Here is a 19,289-nt window from a genome sequence, read left to right as displayed (position 1 = left end):
GTTAGTCGCGGCGTAAGCGTTCATTAGTAGAAATCGGTGTGGGGTAGCGTGCAACAATATAATAGGACGATGCAATAAATGTCAGCAGAGTTGTGACTTGTATCAGATAACTGGCGTGTTGACTTAAAATTCCGCCCTGCAATGCAACTACCGCGATTAATAAGGCAAATTCACTCACTTGACCCAAACGCACGCCTGTTTGCGTGGCCTGTCCACTTTTTTCACCTTCTTGACGTAATAGTTTGCGAAACACGAGCGGTTTTAAAAGCAACATGGTGACTGCTAGCACAATGCTCGCGGCGGCAACTGTTTGTAACGCGGACAGCTCAAAGCCAGCGCCTAAAGTAAAAAAGAATATGATTAAGAAAAAGTCGCGCAACGGTTTAAGACTTTCGGTAATAAAACGGGCAATCGGGCTAATCGCTAAACTAACGCCGCCAATAAAAGCACCAATCTCATGACTTAATCCGCCTAACACCGCAAGTTCGGCGAGTAACAAACACCAACCAATGGCTAATAAAAATACATATTCCTGAATGCGATCAAAACGCGCCAGCAAATAATGCAAAACATAACGCGACGTTAAAAATGCAAACGTGGTTAATGCGACTAAGGCGAGTGCAATATGCAGTATGCCGCTGAGCACCGATTGTTCGCCGCCCACAGTTTGTAATAATAATAAAACTAAAATGGCGAGAATATCTTGTAATAACAACACGCTGACAATAACTTCGCCCATATGCTGATGATGCAGCGCGGTAGTGGGTAATAGTTTTAAACCAATAATGGTACTGGAGAACATCATGCACAGACCGACAATCACCGAATCTACCGGCGTGTAACCAAATGCTAAACAAATAGCGGCGCCTAATAAAAAGAAAATGACGGAGCTAATTAAAGTCACGATGGTAGATTTTTTTAGCAAATGCACTAAGTCTTTGGGTTCTAAGCTCATGCCTAACAAAAATAGTAAAAAGATAATGCCGATCTCGGCAGTTTGACGAATTAACGCCACATCATTGATGAGACCAAAACCCGAAGGGCCGACCAGCATGCCGACTAATATATAGGCGACTAACATTGATTGACGGGCGAATAGCGCGAGCGTCGCAACCGCTGCGGCACCGGAAAAAATCAGGAATATTGAAAAGACCAGAGAGTGTTCCGTCATGGCTTACAACTTTGTGCGTGGTCGGGCTATTATGCTGCTCGTCTTGCCCGGGCGTAGTACATGTGAGTGCGCATGAGCCTGGCGTTTCGATGTGACATTGTAGCGGATGCCCTTGGCTTTTGTCTGGTCGGAGTCGCGTCGGCAGGGCTAGATTTAAGACCGTTATGTTAGGAGTGAGTAATGAATACCGTAGAAACAATTCAGCCTGTGATTCAATCGGCGATTCAATTGGCACCGGCCACTATCTTATTGAGCGAATATCGGCCACCGGCATTTTTTATTACGCAAACCGATTTGCATTTTGAGCTGGATCCGTTGGCGACCCTAGTGACGGCGCAATTACAGTTACAGCGTAATCATGAACACAGTGAAAAAGATTTGGTGTTGCAAGGCGAACAATTAGAATTGTTGAGTGTGAGTTTAAATGGCGCTTTATTACAACCGCCACAATATCAATTAGCCTCCGGAAGTTTGCGCATAGTAGATGCGCCAGATGAGTTCGTTTTAATTATTAAAACCCGCATTCAGCCTGCTAATAACACCGCTTTAGAAGGTTTATATATTTCCGGCGGTAATTTCTGCACACAATGCGAAGCCGAAGGTTTTCGGCGCATCACTTATTATTTAGACCGCCCCGATGTTTTATCTCGCTTCACGGTAGAAATTCACGCCGACCAACAGCAGTATCCGGTGTTGTTATCAAATGGTAATCGCATGGCGAGCGGACAAAACGGCGCAAAACATTGGGTGCGTTGGCAAGATCCATTTCCTAAGCCGGCATATTTATTTGCTTTAGTTGCTGGCGATCTGCAATCTGTAAACGATACCTTTGTCACGCGTTCACAACGGACAGTGAGTTTGCAGATTTTCGTGCAAGCGCACAATGTCGATAAATGCGCGCATGCGATGGCTTCACTCAAACGTGCAATGGCGTGGGATGAACAACGCTGTCAGCTAGAATATGATTTAGATATTTACATGATCGTCGCGGTCGATGATTTTAATATGGGCGCGATGGAAAATAAGGGTTTAAATATTTTTAATTCTAAGTTTGTATTAGCCAAAGCCGAAACAGCAACGGACAGCGATTTTGAGCATATCGAAGGCGTTATTGGTCATGAATACTTTCATAATTGGTCAGGCAATCGTGTCACCTGTCGTGATTGGTTTCAGTTAAGTTTAAAAGAAGGTTTGACGGTTTTTCGAGATCAAGAATTTTCGGCGGATGTAGGTTCGCGCGCCATTAAACGCATCGATGATGTGCGCATGTTACGGACAGCGCAATTTGCTGAAGATGCGGGCCCGATGGCGCATCCGATTCGTCCTGAAAGTTATATCGAGATTAATAATTTTTACACTGTCACTGTGTATGAAAAAGGCGCAGAAGTCATTCGCATGCAGCACACGTTGCTGGGCGAAGCCGGTTTTCAAAAAGGTCTCGCGCTTTATTTTCAGCGCCATGATGGTCAGGCCGTGACGTGTGATGATTTTGTTAGCGCCATGGAAACTGCGAACAATATAGACTTAACGCAATTTAAACGTTGGTATTCGCAAGCTGGCACGCCCAGTTTGATGGTTAGCGATCATTATGATGCGGCCCAAAAAACGTATACCTTATATATGCAACAACATTGCGCCGTAACCCCGGGACAAATTGACAAACAAGCTTTTGTAATCCCGGTAGCTTTAGGCTTATTAAGCGAGACCGGCGTAGAGTTATTGCCCACGCAGATAGTGTCTTTAGCCGAAGCAGCACAAACGTTTGTTTATACAAACATCAGTGAAAAACCTATCCCTTCTTTACTGCGTAATTTTTCCGCGCCGGTAAAACTTCAATATGCTTATACGGATGCACAGCTAGAAATTTTAGCGCAATACGATACCGATAGTTTTAATCGGTTTGAAGCAATGCAACGTTTGTCTGAAAAAACCATTAACCAGCTTTTAGCTTTAGCCCAACAAGCACAAGACTTGCAAGTGCCAGAAAATTATTCGAATCTTTTAAATAGCATATTGAATGAAACCAAAACAGATCCCGCTTTAATTGCAGAAATGATTAGCTTGCCTTCCGAGCGTTATCTTATGGAGCAGCATTCTATTATTCCGTTAGATGATTTGTTAGCTGTGCGCAAAAAATTGCAACGTGTAATAGGTAAGCGTTTGTACTCCGCATTACGTGAAAAATACGATGAAATGGCTAGTGCGGATTATCACGTCGATGGCATTAGCATAGCGCGCCGTCGCTTGCGCAATGTGTGTTTAAATTATTTGGTCGCGACCGAACGACAAGATGCGATTGAATTATGTTTGTTGCAATATCGACACGCTAATAATATGACCGATCAACTCGCCGCCTTGGCTTTGTTGGCGAATGTCGACGGTGTTATGCGTTTTGATATTTTGGATGATTTTTATGCGCAATGGCAACATGATGGATTGGTGTTAGATAAATGGTTTGCGGTGCAAGCGACTGCGCAACTGCCCGATACATTAATGCGCGTCAAAGCGTTAATGGCGAACCCCACTTTTTCTCTAAGCAATCCTAATAAAGTGCGTGCTTTAATCGGCGCATTTTGCATGAACAATCCTGCAGGCTTTCATGCAAAAGACGGCAGCGCTTATGTATTTTTGGCGGATATTTTGTGGCAATTGGAAGAAAAAAATCCGCAAGTGGCGGCGCGCATTGTTTCGGCATTTAATGCCTGGCGACGTTTTGATGAAGGTCGACAAATTTTAATGCGCGAACAGCTGGAACGCTTATTAAACAAACCGGGTCTATCGCGTGATGTTTATGAAATTGTATCGCGCGCTTTATTGCCGGTCCCATCAAGCGTAATATAAAAAACCCTTTAGACTGTTGTTAGTCGTTTATTTTAATGGAGAAAATATCATGAAATTTTTGCACAGTATCATCATTAGCACCGCATTAATAAACGGCGCTTATGCCGCGACGCCCGCCCCAGCTTCAGTGGAAACGCCAGCAAAAGCGCCAACAAAAGCACCAACGGAAATTCCGGTCGTGGCTTCGGTAGCACCTAAAGTGTATTTTATTGCACCGCACAATGGCGCAATGTTAAAAAATCCAGTCACCGTACAATTTGGTTTAAAAGGTATGGGCGTGGCACCTGCGGGTATTCAAAAAGAAAATACCGGCCATCATCATTTATTAATTGATGTCGAAACCTTGCCTGATATGCGCAAACCTTTGCCGGCTGACGACCAGCATAAACATTTTGGTGGTGGCCAAACTGAAACTCAATTGACCTTAACACCGGGCAAACACACTTTACAATTATTGCTCGGCGACCAAATTCATATCCCGCATAATCCGCCGGTATTGTCAGATAAAATCACCATTCTGGTGACCGAATAAATGCCAGCACCGACTTCGGCAGCTATTGATGCCGCGTCATTACCACCTAAACCGCAAGAACCTCACCCTGATGAATGTTGTCAGGGTGGGTGTAATCCCTGCATTTTTGATTACTACACAGAAGCATTAGGCTTGTGGCAAGCCGAATGTGCACGTCTACTCGCGCAAGACAAGACTTAATCGATTTTCTACAGGCGTAGTTATACCTATATATTAATAGTCTTACGTTGTCAGCGTGGTTGCTCATCGTTTAAGCTTTGCTGCCGCTATGCAGCACAACTTTTCTGCTCTACTTACTTTTAGGATTAATTCATGCACGCCATTCTGCGATTTTTTGCCGAGCGTCATTTACTCGCTTATTTAATTAGTTTGGCGATCCTACTGGTAGGACTTGGAACCTTAAGCCATATCAAACGGGATCAATTTCCCGATGCCACCTTAGATGAAGTGGTGATTAGCACAGTATATCCTGGCGCATCTCCTGAGGATGTCGAATTAAACGTCACAAATAAAATTGAAAAAGAAATTAAGCGCGTTACCGGCATAAAACAATATAGTTCTTATTCACGCGAAGATAGTTCATTGGTGTGGGTAGAAATTGATCCCGATGTTGAAGATAAAGACAAAGTAAAAGATGAAATTCGTAATGCAGTGTCGCGAGTTGTCGATTTGCCCAGCGAAGTTAAAGACTTTCCATTAGTTAATGAAATCAAATCCGCAGAATTCCCCGTTTTAGAACTAGGCATCGCTTCAGATGCTTTGAGTTATGCCGAATTGCGTGATGTAGCGCGTCAATTAGAAAAGAAATTAGAAAATGTTGCGGGCGTGTCTAAAGTTGATCGGCAAGCTTATCGCGATCGAGAGATCCGTATTGAATTGTCGCCTCAAGCTTTAGCAAAGTATGAATTATCTTCGCAAAACGTAGTTGATGCTATCCAACGCCGTAATATTCAATCCACCGGAGGCATTTTAGAATCGCCCATTAATCAACGTACTTTAGTTACCTTGGCAAAATTTAAAACGCCGGCTGAATTAAATGACGTTGTGGTGCAATCAACCTTTGACGGGCCTTTAGTCAAAATTAAAGACGTGGCCAATATTAAAGATGATTTTTCAGAAGAAAAAATCCTCGCACGTATTAATGGCGAAAATGCAATTTCATTTGTAGTTGCTAAAAAAGCTACCGCTGACATTATTAGAACGGTTGATGCCATTCGCGGCATGGTAGAAACAGAAAAACACACATTATTAAAAAATGTGCACGTATTGTATTCCAATGACGGCTCTGATCCGGTGCGATCTAGACTCAGCATCGTGTTATCTAATGGCATTATGGGTTTGGTTTTGATTATGATCATGCTGTCATTGTTTTTAGATTTCCGCACGGCTTTCTGGGTGGGTTTGGGTATTCCGATTGCAGTGCTCGGTACCATTTATATGCTGCCATTTTTCGGCGCGTATTTAGACATCATTAGTTTATTAGCGATGGTGATCGTGATTGGTATCGTCGTCGATGATGCGATTATTGTTTCGGAAAATATTTATCGTCGTTATGAAGAAGGTGATTCAGCAATAGATGCCGTGGTCAACGGCACCAATGAGGTATTTAGACCCGTATTAACCGCCATGTTAACTACGATAATTGCTTTTGTGCCTATTTTCTTTTTGCCCGGAGTATTAGGAAAATTCGCATTTGTAATTCCGCTAGTGATTATTTTGGCTTTGTCCGTTTCCTTAATCGAATCTATGTTTGCTTTGCCTGCACACTTATACCCAGGCCTTAAAAATCGCGGTCGGCATAATGCTGCGCCGTTAAGAGTACGGCTATTTATGAAACTCAAAACGGCTTTTGCTGCTTGGATTTATAAAGCTTTGCGATTGCGTTATATGATGGTGGTAGCGTTTATATTAGCGTTGCTAGCTGGGGTGTTTTACGCCAAAAACAATATGGAGTTTATTTTATTCCCTGCTGACACGGCCGACACGTTTGTTATTGATGTGGCCTTGCCGAATGGCACGGCATTAGAAACCACCTCTCAAAAAGTAAAAGAGTTCGAGGCGTTAGTAAAAACAGTACCCGAGCTCGCATCTTTTACTACGGAAATTGGCGCGCATACACAAAATCATGTGACTACCGAAGGCGAGCATTATGCGAGTGTAAAAGTACGTTTGGTTTCTTACGCGAGTCGTAAACGCATGGCGGCTGAGATCATTGAAGATTTGAAAAAACAATCAGCTGGCTTTGTGGGTTACGATGAAATTATTTATCGCGCCGGCCGCAATGGGCCACCGATAGGTAATGCGATTGATATAAAAATAATCGGTGCTGATGATGTTATGCGCCAAAAGCTTGCGCAGGATGTGGTGGGTTATTTGAAATCTATTCCGGGCACACGAGATGTGGAATCCGATTTTAAATTAGGTCGTGAACAACTCGAGATTAAATTAAATTATGCAAATTTAGCGCGTGCAGAATTAACGGCTGATGATGTGGCGCGCGCTATTCGCACTGCTTATGAGGGTCAAATCGCGACCACCGTGCGTTATGGTGATGAAGATGTTGATTTTCGTGTGGTGTTTACCAAAACTGCACGTAGTAATCTTCGGCAGGTACTTGATATTTCAATTGCAAATCGCACTGGTCGTCTTATTCCTCTGCGAAATGTTGCGCAGTTGGAGTCTAGTGTAGGCCCTGCTAATTACAATCACTATAATGGTGAGCGTATCATTTTGATTTCGGGCGATGTCGATAAAGCGACTACCACTGCGGTAGCGGTGGCAGCGCAAGTGCAGCAGCATATTAATCTTGAAAAATATCCTGGCATGCGCTTATTGGTTGGCGGTGAAGCAGAAGAAACGGCAGCTACGCAAAAACAGTTGCTGATTATTTTCTTTATGGCAATTATGGGTATTTATTTCATATTAATGTTGTTGTTCAATTCGGCCACCCAACCTTTTATTGTTTTGGCAACCATCCCATTTGGTATGTTAGGCGTGATCATCACGTTTGGCTTGCATAATGAACCTTTAAGTTTCATTGCGATGATGGGTGTTATTGGTATGTTGGGTGTTGTCGTTAATGATGCATTAGTGTTGGTAGATTATTTTAATGAACAACGTTTGAAAAATCCGACGATGCCTTTGCATGAATTAGTGGCGAGTGGTACAGCGGATCGATTGCGAGCTATTATTTTGACATCGGTTTCAACAGTAGCAGGTTTGTTACCACTCGCCTATGGCATTGGTGGCGCTGATGCCAATATGGCGCCGATGGCGCTTGCCTTGGGTTATGGTTTGGTATTTGCAACGCCACTGACCTTGGTGTTGATCCCCAGTATGTATTTGATAGGCCATGATGTACGCGTACAACTCGCTAACATATTCGGTTCTACACGTGGCCATGAAGATAAGCCGTAACGGTGTGTTGTTCCTGTTATATAATTGCTGAGCAAATTGATGGGCTGCAACATTAGCCGCCTTATTTTTTATTATGTAACCGTTGTGCTTATTTATGCTTAATGTTGTGCAAACTGCAAAAATCCCCAAAGAGGCGACCGGCATTACTGCGGCTACACATTTTGTACATTTGCCGGGTGATTACGGCACGGCCGATTTTGTATTGCGTCGCGGTGGTCGTTTAGCCAATGTGCGCATTGCTTATGAATCATGGGGCGAGCTCAGTCTTAATAAAGATAACGCCATACTCGTTTTCACCGGCATGTCACCAACTGCGCATGCGGCGGCTTCAGCATTAGATGCTACGCCCGGTTGGTGGGAGTATATGATCGGGCCTAACAAACCGATTGATACCACGCAATTTTTTGTTGTCTGCATAAACTCTCTCGGGGGTTGTTTTGGTAGTACGGGGCCGAACACGCTTAATCCGACAACGGGTCAAGCCTATGGTTTGCAGTTTCCCGAATTAACCGTTGAAGATATTGCGAAAGCGGGCCATCACGCGATGCAGGCTTTAGGCATTGATCATTTGCATGCGGTTGTCGGCGCGTCCATGGGTGGTTTGTCATCGCTTGCGTATGCTTTGCAATATCCCGGCGAAGTGGATTATTTAGTATCTATTTCAGCCGCTGCACGCGCCTTACCTTTCACTATTGCAGTACGTTCTTTGCAACGTGAAATTGTTCGTAATGATCCCGCTTGGAATAATGGTGATTATTATGCGGGTGAAAAACCACAACAAGGCATGTTAACGGCGCGTAAATTAGGTTTATTGTCTTATCGTGCGGCGGATGAATGGCGTGAACGATTTAATCGTGCACGAGTGCCAGCCGAACGCCGTAATGAATCTTTATTTGGCGTAGAATTTGAAATTGAATCTTATTTAGAACATAACGCCCGCAAATTTGCACATCACTTTGATGCTAATAGTTATTTATATTTATCGCGCGCAATGGATTTATTCGATGTCGCGGATCACGGTGGCTCGGTGAATGCGGGACTAGCCAAAATTCACACGCGCAGAAATTTAATTGTAGGTGTTGAAAGTGATATTTTGTTTCCGATAGAACAACAATTAGAATTAGCCGAAGGCTTGAAGAAAGCCGGTCATGCGGTGGATTTTCATTATTTATCCACGCACCATGGCCATGATTCATTTTTAATTGATAAAGACTTGTTTGCGCCAGTATTACGCGAGTTTTTTATACGCTCATTAGATGAGAAATTAAACGATAGTCGCGATTAAATTAGCGAAAATAATAACTAGAAATTGCAATAGTATTACCACCTTCTTTTAACTTCTAGTGTATAGGCAGGATGCTTACAAACTCTACTTCACCTAATGTTAATAAAAATAGTAGCGCGCCTTGGTGGGTGACGTGGCGCGCTTTATTGGGCATTAATTTGTTAGTGGCGTTTAGTTATTACGCGATCACTTATCTTTTATTGCTGCCGATTGATGCAACGTCTTCATTGCGATTAATAATAATTTGTTCGCCGGTCGGCTTCGCCTTGTTAGGCATGTTCTATTGGGGTTATCGAATAACGCCTGGTTTATATCTTGGTTTTGCATACGCGATTACGCCAGTCGTTGCCGAGATGTATCAAGTAAAGGATTGGGATTTATGGATTTTAGTAGCACTAATTGCCGCGGCAAAAATCTTCCAAGTTGTAGCGTTAATGTGGATTCTAAAAAAATTCGCCAAGGTAGAACTTGTTTTTGAAGAGCTGCGCGCTACCTTTATATATATTTTTTCAGCCTATCTATCAGCAGGCATCGCATTATTATTAACTACTATGGCGGTTTTTCTAGTTAATCCAGCATTTGGAAGCGCGAGGTTTGATAACGCTAGTAATTGGTTGTTAGCCGACATTGTTTCTTTGACATTAATTACGCCCGTGTTGTGTTTATGGCTTAATAAAAAATTTAAAAACAGACCTTTAATTAGACGCGTAGAATTTTTTGCATTAGTAATAGCCGGCTTGGTAGTCGGTTATGTTATGTTTTCGGGTCAATACGACCATCCTATTTTAAAAACGCCATTTTGTTTGTTTTCTTTGATGTTGTGGTCATTCCTACGTTTTGGTGTGCGCGAAATTGTTACAATTTTTGCGATATTTTGTTTGTTTGCAATTTGGGGCGGCAGTCAAGGCCACGGACCTTTTCCATTTCAAGACCCTAGCGCTTGGATTTTTCAAGTACAAATAGTAGTAGCTGTGTTGATGCCCAGCACGTTACTTATTTCCATCTTGCAGCAAGAAAGTGTCCGAAAAAGTCGCACCTTGCAAGAATTAACCAATCATTTAGAACAACGCGTACGTGATCGAACTAATGATATTGATTGGCAAATTCGCAGCATTCAATTAATCGGTGATGTGGCGTTGATTGCCAACCAAACCACATTAGATATTAATAAAGCATTAGAACAAGTCTTATATCGCGCGTGTACTTTTTTGAATTGCCCTTTAGGCCATATTTATTTACGCAGTAATAACCTATTAGAAAATGATGGCGTATTAACTTCTTCCTCGATCTGGTATATGGAGCGACCGGGAGAGTGGCAAGATTTTAAAAAACGAATTGAAGAAATGGATATTCCTGCAGACAACATGGTTAATCGTCTGGTGACGATAAAAGCTCGGACTATTTGGTTATCTGCACCTGATAATTATGAAGAAAACCCTAAGGTTATGCTCAGTCAAAAGATCGGCGTGAAAAGCACAATTGTGATGCCCGTGTTAATAGGCGACAAAGTAACGGCGGTTCTAGAGTTTATTTTTTTTGAAGAGCAACAAGCAAGCAATGAAATTGCCAGCGTATTAGAGCGCGCGGGTTTGGTCTTAGGTCAATTATTTGAGCGGCAACAATATACACAAACATTAAATACTACCAATTTAAAACTACAGGATGCTTTAGCTGAAACCCAGCAGCAATATGCGGCCATTGATTTATTGCATCGGGTCGCGATTGCCGTTAATCAAACATTCGATTTGCATGTTGCCATGCGTAAATCTTTGCGTATTATTGCGGAGCATATTGATGCAGGTTTGGCGCATATTTATTTAGTATCAGGCGAGCATAAGAATTTAGTTAGCAGTAATATTTGGTACAGCGATGGCGCGCATGATTACGCTGCTTATAAAGAATTTACTGAACAGCACAATTTAGATCCGGGTGAAAATCCTTTCGAGTATAAAATGTTAAATTCACCGACTGCTTTATGGTTAGGTGATCCGGCAGATTTTCTTGAATTTCCCAAAGCAAAAGTAGGCGCGGCAATAGGTCTTAAATCATCTATGGTAATGCCAGTAGCCGTTGATAATAAGATTGTTGCTGTATTGGAGTATGGCTTTTGGCATACACGTCAAGGTGATGCAGTAACGACAGCATTGTTAGAAAAAGCCGCGCTGATTTTTTCACGATTATTTGAAAGACAGCAGGCAGAAGAAAAACAAACCGATCTAAATAATCAATTGATTAGAGCGTCACGCCAAGCAGGCATGGCCGAGGTTGCATCGGGTGTTCTGCACAATGTGGGCAATGTACTTAACAGTGTCAATGTTTCAGCAATGATTACGGCGGATAAATTGCAAAATATAAAAACTGAGGGCTTGCGAAAAGCGGTACAAATGTTGCGCGACAACCAGAAAAGTTTGACCGAATTCGTAAATAACGATGCTAAAGGTTCGCGTTTATTCGAATACATGGAACAATTTGGTGATTATATAGAAAGCGAAAAGAAAATTTCTCTGCAAGAGATGCGATCGGTCTCTGACAACATAGAGCACATTAAAAACATTGTTAAACGCCAGCAAACCTATGCGCGGGTAGGCGCTATGCGAGAATTGATTGAAATTAATTATTTGATTAATGACGCGATTGAAATGAATGCGCCGAAGGTGGATCGTTTTGATATTGAAATAAAAAGAAATTATGCAAAAACGCCAGCATTTTATATCGATAAACACGATGTATTGCAAATCGTCGGTAATCTTATTCGGAATGCCAAGCACGCCTTGCAAATAGCAAACATTGAAAACAGATGCATTACTATTACAACCCGTATGTTAGAAGAGCGTGTATATATTGATATTGAAGATAATGGCCAGGGTATTTCCGAGAAAATTCAAAAAAGTATTTTTGAATTTGGCTTTACTACTAAAAAAGATGGTCATGGTTTTGGGTTGCATGCCAGTGCCAATGCTGCACGCGCCATGGGCGGTCGTTTAACTTTTTACAGTGCAGGCGAAGGTCAAGGCGCTTGTTTTACTTTAGAGCTGCCTTGCGATGAAACGGGCACTGATGCCACGCATTAAGCTGCGAAGTGTGTGAGCATAAAAATTATATTCATTGCTGCTAGCGCGTCGACTTTGACTAAAACCTAAGTCCATACAGTGACTATAAGTAGCCATAGACCAATGTAGGCTACCTAGTTTAGTTGTAAGGAAAAACCCCACGTTAAGCCTAAATTTATTAATTGCGTGAGTAATATAATCCTGCGGGCAGCTTAAACGTAATTAATGTTATTGATGATTTTTCATGTTGCCGAGCGAATCCGGTACGAATTTTGGGTGAATTGTACAAATGCGGTCGCTCATGATGAGTGACGTGGCAGACCCTCACTGGGCAAATTGTCGCAGAACGAGCCTTTCGTAAAAAAATCTTAAATATGAAGGAGGAGTCGCCGCTAACCAAGGCGTTAAGCCCGCATCTGCGCCTTGAGTCAGCCCCACTAATAATTTGAAGGTATTTTGAAGTTAAGAATCATCCTTCCAAGCCGCCAAACAATAAGTCTTCAGAATCGTATATTTACTCGTTTCTAAACAGGGATGTTATGAAGTTAATTATCGGCATTATCGTAGTACTAGGCTCGGTCGCAGGCGGTTTCGTCCTATCGCACGGGCATTTGGCGGCGTTGTGGCAACCCTATGAATTGTTGGTTATTGGCGGCGCAGGTGTTGGCGCTTTGATTATTGCTAACCCCGCTAAAATTATGAAAGCGGTTCTTCGTGATTTTCTGCGTTCTTTAAAAGCCACGCCGTACAATAAAAAAATGTACATGAACATGTTGGCGCTGATGTACGACATTTTTGTTAAAGCGCGTAAAGATGGTTTAATTACTTTTGATGCCGATGTTGAAAACCCACACGAAAGCGCATTATTCACCCGTTACCCCGCGATTTTAAAGAACCATCACGTTTTGGATTTTGTGACGGATTATTTGCGCATGATGGTCAGCGGTAATTTAAATGCTATGCAACTAGAAGATTTGATGAGTATTGAATTAGATAGCCATCATGAAGAATCGCATTATCCCGATACAGCTGTCACTCAATTAGCCGATGGATTGCCGGCGTTTGGTATTGTGGCTGCAGTATTGGGGATTATTATTACCATGGGTGCGTTAGGCGGGAAAACCGAAGAAATTGGTGCGCACGTCGCAGCGGCTTTAGTAGGTACTTTATTAGGCGTGTTATTAGCCTATGGTTTTGTCGCGCCAATTGCGGCTTCTATGTCGCATATTGCAAATGATGAATCATTATTTTTTAAATCAATTAAAACGTGTTTGGTGGCGTTTTTAAATGGTTACGCGCCACCGGTTGCGGTGGAGTTCGGACGCAAAGCGATCCCTTCTACTGAACGTCCTAGCTTTAAAGAATTAGAAGAATATTTAAAAAGCGAGCGAGCGTGATGCACGTTGTTCACAAGGATGAGAACTTAACGCATGGCCAAGGATAATAAATCCAGCCTTGCGCCGATCATTGTTATTAAGCGCATTAAAAAAGGTGGCCATGGCCATCACGGTGGTTCATGGAAAGTTGCTTACGCAGATTTTGTGACAGCGATGATGGCGTTTTTTATGTTGATGTGGATGATGGGTTCAACAACGCCAGAACAAAAATCCGCTATTTCAGATTATTTTCAAAATCCTAGCGCCATTGAAGCATCGGGTGGCATCAGTTCATCGATGATTGAAATGGGCGGGCAGTTAGAAATTGCGCGGGGTGAAGGTAATAATCCCTTAGAGCAAAATCCAGACGCACCGGAAGTTGAAGACCCTGCAGAAGATTCCGCCGAAGCGGCGGCGCAAAAAGAACTAGATAGTATGCAAGCGATGTTTTCGCAATTGAAATCCGCATTAGATACCAATGCAGCGCTTAGCAGTTTTAAAGATCAGTTATTAATTGATATTACTAATGAAGGATTGCGTATTCAAATCATGGACAAAGAAAATCGTCCTATGTTTGCCAATGGTAGTTCCGCGCCAGAAAAATATACAAAACCCTTGTTTGCAGAAATTGTGAAAATTCTTAATCAATCACCGAATAAAATTAGTATTAGTGGTCATACGGATATGACGCCTTATGCAAATACCACGGGTTATAGTAATTGGGAGTTATCAGCCGATCGTGCAAATGCTGCGCGCCGCCAAATTATTAGCGCGGGTTTGCCCAGTGATAAAATTAGTCGTGTGGTGGGTTTGGGTTCGTCGGTCTTATACGACAAAGATAATCCGTATAATCCGATCAATCGGCGAATTAATATTATTTTACTAAAAGCAGAAGCAGAAAAAGCCGCCGCGCGTGAACAAGGCAGTCAAGCTGATCAAGCCAATCAAGAAGGACGACCGCCGAATAGTGATAGTGATGCGGCGCCTATTGAAGATTTAACGCCGCCCGAGGGTCAAAGAATTAGTGCGGATATTCACAATGTTAATCCAGCAAGTCCGGATAACGCCCCACAATAAAATCGTATAAAGGTTGAAAGCTGTACCATAGTGAATGATCTGACGCGATGTAGTGTTTGGTTTCGCGTGCAATATCCGTAGAAATTAATTGTGGCGTACCCGCAGCTTCCGCTAATAACTGAACTTGGCAACAACGCTCCATCGATAAAAATAAATAAGCCGCCGCATCAACACTCGCGCCTACCGTTAACAAACCATGATTTTGTAAAATTAACGCGTTGTTTTGTGCTAATGCGCGGGCGATGCGATCACCTTCTGTTTCGTTAACGACGACACCGCTAAAAGAATTAAATACCGCATGGTTTTCAAAAAATGCGCATGCATCTTGGCTGATGGGATCTAAGGGTTTGCCTAGTGATGCCCACGCTTTGCCGTGTATCGAATGCGCGTGTGCAGCGGCGACTACATCAGGTCTGGCCAGATGCAAGCGCGAGTGAATCGCAAAAGCTGCGCCATTGACTGCGTGAGTGCCTTGAATTAATTCGCCGGTATGATTGACTAACACTAAGTCAGACACGCGTAGTGTTGCGAAATGCACGCCAAATGGATTTACCCAAAAATGCTGTGGATTTTCTGGATCGCGTACCGTGATATGGCCGGCGATACCTTCATCAAATCCGGCGTGAGAAAACAAACGAAACGCAGCGGCTAAACGTTGTTTGCGATGTAAACGTTCATCCGCCAAATTCGTAAATGTAGGCGCGGTTGCTAATGCGCCGCCAACGGCTTTACGCGTAATGGTTTGCATGTGCGAACCTCAACAAAAATAGAAATGACGACGAATAAGCTTGCAACAGAGTCTTGGCAATAGCAACAAGCCTTATGATTTAAGGCTCAAGTGCGCTTACCGCAGGATTTTTAGACGCGCGTGAGAAAAATGTTTTACCGCGTGTAGCAAATACACCTGCTGCAATAATTAATAAGGTGCCGATAATAAAATGCGCACCCAGTGTTTCGCCCCATAACAAATAACCAATTAAAGACGCCCAAATAACGCTGGAATAAGTAAATGGCCCAACTATAGAAATAGGTGCAATCGCATAACCGCGTGTCATCATTAATTGTCCTGCGGTAGCGCCCGCAGCAATTAATAATAAAAATCCCCATTGCGTATTCGTCGGTGTCTGCCATGCCCACGTGACAGGTATTGCCGAGATTAACGTTGCAAATAACGCGAAATAAAAAACGACTTGCACAGTAGATTCTGTTTCACCTAATTTGCGCACATTCGTTTTTGCACCAGCGGCTAATAAACCGCCGAATAAACCCGCCATCGCCGCAAGATTAAAATTGCCACTACCCATCTCAGTGTTGGGATTCACAATTAACCACACACCCAAAAATCCTAACGGTATCGCCGCAATGGCCAGTAAAGGTGCGCGATCTTTTAACCAAAAATAGGCAATCAATGGCATAAAAATCGGCGTAGTCATTTTTAAAATAACGCCTTGCGCTAACGGCAAATTCGCTAAAGCATAAAAAAAACAATACATAGCAGACACGCCAACAGCGGCGCGAGAGAAATGCAAACCAGGCGTAGAGGTTTTTAAAATATCAAAACCGTGATACATGACATAGGGAAGCAATAACAATAAACCGAGTGCATTGCGCAAAAACACAATCATCTCATTTGGTAGGCCTTGTGAACCATCGGCCGCGGTTCGAATGGCCGCGCCCATGCCGGCTAACATTAATTCGGAACCCACAATTAATACTGCACCTAGCGCAATGTTTTGCGCGTAACGCATAAATGCTTAATTGCTGACTTTTAAAGTCACCGCTTGCATATTGTTATCTTGCAAGCGTTGGCGCACTACATTTAAATCTTGATTGTTTTGATAAGGGCCAACGCGCACGCGATGCCACGTCGCATTATCAACACTGACTTTTTGAATTTGAGTTTCTAAACCCATAAATGCTAAACGTGCTTTCAACTTGTCGGCTTCTTCAAATTTTTTAAATGAGCCTACTTGTAAAATATAATGTTCGCCTTTCGCTAATTCTGCGTTGGCTTTGGGCGGCGTAAATACCTGGGTATTGTTTGCGGGCGTTGTATTACTCGGTTGAGTTGTATTCACAACCGATGGCGTAGGATTCTTTTTAGGTTTTACTTCTAAATCAGGCACTACGACTTCTATTTCAGGCAGGATTTTATAAAAATCGAATTCAGTTTTTTCTGGTTTGCTAGCGGGCGTATCATTTTTTGGCGGTTCTAACGAGGCCGTGTTATTAGGCGTAGGTTGATTTTGCAAATACACAATAAAAGCCACAAATAAACCGATCATTAAACCAGCTAATAAATAGGCCCAACCCGGATAACCATTTTTCTGTGCCATATATTTTTTAAAACCTATTCGGTGAGTTACATGCTGTCCGGCGCAGATACGCCGATCAGTGTTAATGCATTACGTAATACTTGGCGTGTGGCCTGAACTAAACACAAACGCGCATCGCGTTTGGCAATATCATCTAACAAAAATTTATGCGCATTGTAATAACTATGAAACGCCGTCGCTAAATCGCGTAAATAATAAGTGACTTGATGAGGTTCGGCCGCGCGCGCCGCGCTATTAATAATTTCTGGAAAACGCGCTAGCATTTTTATTAACGCTTGTTCGTGTGGTTCGGTTAATAAATTTAAATTGGCCAAACCATTTGCTTCGCTAAACGCCGGTGTTTGCGTGTTTAGTTCACGTAACACGCTGGCAATGCGCGCATGTGCGTATTGCACATAATAAACCGGATTTTCGTTTGATTTTGATTTGGCTAAATCCAAATCAAAATCCATGTGTTGGTCACAACGGCGCATGATATAGAAAAAACGCGCTGCGTCATTGCCGATTTCATGGCGTAATTCACGCAAGGTTACAAACTCACCGGAGCGCGTACTCATCGACGCTTTTTCACTGCCACGATATAAAATCGCGAATTGCACTAATAACACATCGAGTTTATCCGCATCGCTGCCGAGCGCATTAATAGCTGCTTTGACGCGCGCGATGTAACCGTGATGATCCGCGCCCCAAATATCAATTAAGCGATCATAACCGCGTTCGAGTTTTTCTAAATGATACGCAATGTCCGACGCAAAATATGTGATCTGACCGTTATCACGTCGAACGACGCGATCTTTTTCATCGCCAAATGCAGTGCTGCGAAACCACAGTGCGCCATCTTGTTCGTATAAGTATTCGTTGCTTTGCAAACGTTGCAATGCTTTTTCAACCGCATGGCTTTCAGTTAATGAACGTTCCGAAAACCAGCGTTGATAATGTACGCCAAATTCCGCAAGATCATCGCGAATGTCCGCGAGAATATCGTTTAAACCACAATCAAAAACAATTCGATAATCATCACCTAATAATTCTTTAGCGCGTGCGATTAACGCATCAATATAAAGTTCTTTATCGCCTTCGGGTGCGTCTAGCGGCAAGTCTGCCAATACCGCATGGGCCGCACGTTGCATCCGCGCATCGTATTGGGTTTTTAATTGTTGAGAAATATCGACAACATAATCACCACGATAGGCATTAGTGGGAAAGGGTAATACTTCCCCCGTTAACGCTAAATAACGTAACCACACGCTGGTCGCCAGAATATCCATTTGGCGTCCGGCATCATTCACATAATATTCGCGTTCAACATTAAAACCCGCGAAGCTCAATAAATCGGCGAGCGCTGCGCCATACGCGGCACCGCGACCATGGCCAACATGCAAAGGGCCGGTAGGATTCGCCGATACAAATTCCACTAATACAGTTTGTGCTTTGTTATCTTTATGCCCGATAGTGCTGCGGCCAAAGTTTTCTGCTTGTTGCAAAATGGTGGGGATAATAGTGTGAGTCGCGTCTTGGCTTAAAAAGAAATTAATAAAACCGGGGCCGGCGATTTCAGTTTTGATCACCACCGAATCGGTGGGTAACACCGCCACTAATTTTTCTGCAAGTTCGCGGGGTTTCAAACCACAATTTTTCGCCGCCATCAGCGCAAAATTCGTCGCAAAGTCACCGTGTTCGGGATCTTTGCTGCGGGTTAATTGCACAGCGGGCGTCTGCTCAGCCGTCAGCACGCCGTCATTTTGCAACTGCGTTAAGGCTTGTTGGAGCAAGTTTTCAAGTTGAGTTTTCAAGGCAATTCTTTAGGTCGGAGTCAGCAATAAAGCGGCGCATTGTAGCATAAGGGTTGGGTTGGACTTGCCGTGGTCTGGTGGACAAATTTATAGTTAATTTTAAACTGGGTTGGAGAGGCACAAATGAGCAGAAAATATACTGCAGAATCCCGTGAAGAAACAGTTAAGTAAGTTGTTGATTGGGTTACACCGTCAATGATGTAGCCGGGGATTAGGCTGTTGGCATAAAGTCTTTATAAATGGGTTAAAGCGGCTTCACCTTCAGAAGCTGAATGGCAATCAATTTCAAAACACACGCAGATGCAACGGCAGGAATATTTCGATTTATATTGGAGTTTTTATAATAGCGCTAGACGGCATCAGTATCTGGGAAATGTGAGTCCAGGAGCGTTTGAACGGGCAGCTGGATTA

13 protein-coding genes are annotated in these 19,289 nt (G+C 43.0%); 8 read left to right on the top strand and 5 right to left on the bottom strand.

Features of this window, described 5'->3' with window-relative positions; translation table 11 throughout:
• Position 1: 1 nt before the first annotated feature.
• Complete coding sequence (locus H0W44_02460; protein MBA3581295.1) at positions 2-1,171, bottom strand: cation:proton antiporter; 1,170 nt, start codon at positions 1,169-1,171, stop codon at positions 2-4.
• Positions 1,172-1,351: 180 nt separating this feature from the next.
• On the opposite strand from H0W44_02460, the gene pepN reads away from it, so the two are divergent.
• From pepN to motB, 8 genes are all read left to right on the top strand, one after another.
• On the top strand, positions 1,352-4,012 hold the full coding sequence (gene pepN, locus H0W44_02455; GenBank protein MBA3581294.1) for an aminopeptidase N: 2,661 nt from the start codon (positions 1,352-1,354) through the stop codon (positions 4,010-4,012).
• Between the two features lie 49 nt (positions 4,013-4,061).
• A complete protein-coding gene (locus H0W44_02450; GenBank protein MBA3581293.1) occupies positions 4,062-4,544 on the top strand; it encodes a DUF4399 domain-containing protein in 483 nt (160 codons plus the stop codon).
• Positions 4,545-4,724, top strand: a complete 180-nt coding sequence (locus tag H0W44_02445) for a hypothetical protein (GenBank protein MBA3581292.1) — start codon at positions 4,545-4,547, stop codon at positions 4,722-4,724.
• A gap of 132 nt (positions 4,725-4,856) precedes the next feature.
• Positions 4,857-7,961, top strand: coding sequence for an efflux RND transporter permease subunit (locus H0W44_02440; protein ID MBA3581291.1), 3,105 nt, complete (start codon positions 4,857-4,859; stop codon positions 7,959-7,961).
• Between the two features lie 94 nt (positions 7,962-8,055).
• Positions 8,056-9,246: a homoserine O-acetyltransferase gene (locus tag H0W44_02435; GenBank protein ID MBA3581290.1), complete on the top strand. Its 1,191-nt coding sequence runs from the start codon at positions 8,056-8,058 to the stop codon at positions 9,244-9,246.
• A gap of 71 nt (positions 9,247-9,317) precedes the next feature.
• Positions 9,318-12,317, top strand: a complete 3,000-nt coding sequence (locus tag H0W44_02430) for an MASE1 domain-containing protein (protein MBA3581289.1) — start codon at positions 9,318-9,320, stop codon at positions 12,315-12,317.
• Positions 12,318-12,835: 518 nt separating this feature from the next.
• Positions 12,836-13,693: a flagellar motor stator protein MotA gene (gene motA, locus H0W44_02425; GenBank protein MBA3581288.1), complete on the top strand. Its 858-nt coding sequence runs from the start codon at positions 12,836-12,838 to the stop codon at positions 13,691-13,693.
• A gap of 33 nt (positions 13,694-13,726) precedes the next feature.
• Positions 13,727-14,749 carry a flagellar motor protein MotB gene (motB, locus tag H0W44_02420; GenBank protein ID MBA3581287.1) on the top strand — a complete coding sequence of 341 codons (1,023 nt, stop codon included), beginning with the start codon at positions 13,727-13,729 and terminating at the stop codon, positions 14,747-14,749.
• On the opposite strand, the gene H0W44_02415 is transcribed toward motB, so the two are convergent.
• The 4 genes from H0W44_02415 to H0W44_02400 all read right to left on the bottom strand — a co-directional run bounded on the left by H0W44_02415 (position 14,715) and on the right by H0W44_02400 (position 18,878).
• Complete coding sequence (locus H0W44_02415) at positions 14,715-15,497, bottom strand: class II aldolase/adducin family protein (protein MBA3581286.1); 783 nt, start codon at positions 15,495-15,497, stop codon at positions 14,715-14,717. The genes motB and H0W44_02415 overlap by 35 nt on opposite strands.
• Before the next feature lie 79 nt (positions 15,498-15,576).
• On the bottom strand, positions 15,577-16,497 hold the full coding sequence (locus H0W44_02410; protein ID MBA3581285.1) for a DMT family transporter: 921 nt from the start codon (positions 16,495-16,497) through the stop codon (positions 15,577-15,579).
• A gap of 6 nt (positions 16,498-16,503) precedes the next feature.
• The gene (locus tag H0W44_02405) at positions 16,504-17,085 is read right to left on the bottom strand and encodes an SPOR domain-containing protein (GenBank protein MBA3581284.1); all 582 of its coding nucleotides are present in this window, start codon (positions 17,083-17,085) and stop codon (positions 16,504-16,506) included.
• Positions 17,086-17,111: 26 nt separating this feature from the next.
• Positions 17,112-18,878: an arginine--tRNA ligase gene (locus H0W44_02400; GenBank protein ID MBA3581283.1), complete on the bottom strand. Its 1,767-nt coding sequence runs from the start codon at positions 18,876-18,878 to the stop codon at positions 17,112-17,114.
• Between the last annotated feature and the right edge of the window lie 411 nt (positions 18,879-19,289).

It is taken from the genome of Gammaproteobacteria bacterium (assembly GCA_013817245.1).
In the GTDB taxonomy this organism is placed as follows: Bacteria; Pseudomonadota; Gammaproteobacteria; order HTCC5015; family HTCC5015; genus JACDDA01.
Note: the sequence above shows the minus strand (reverse complement) of the source record. Positions and strands in the feature narration are given on the sequence as shown.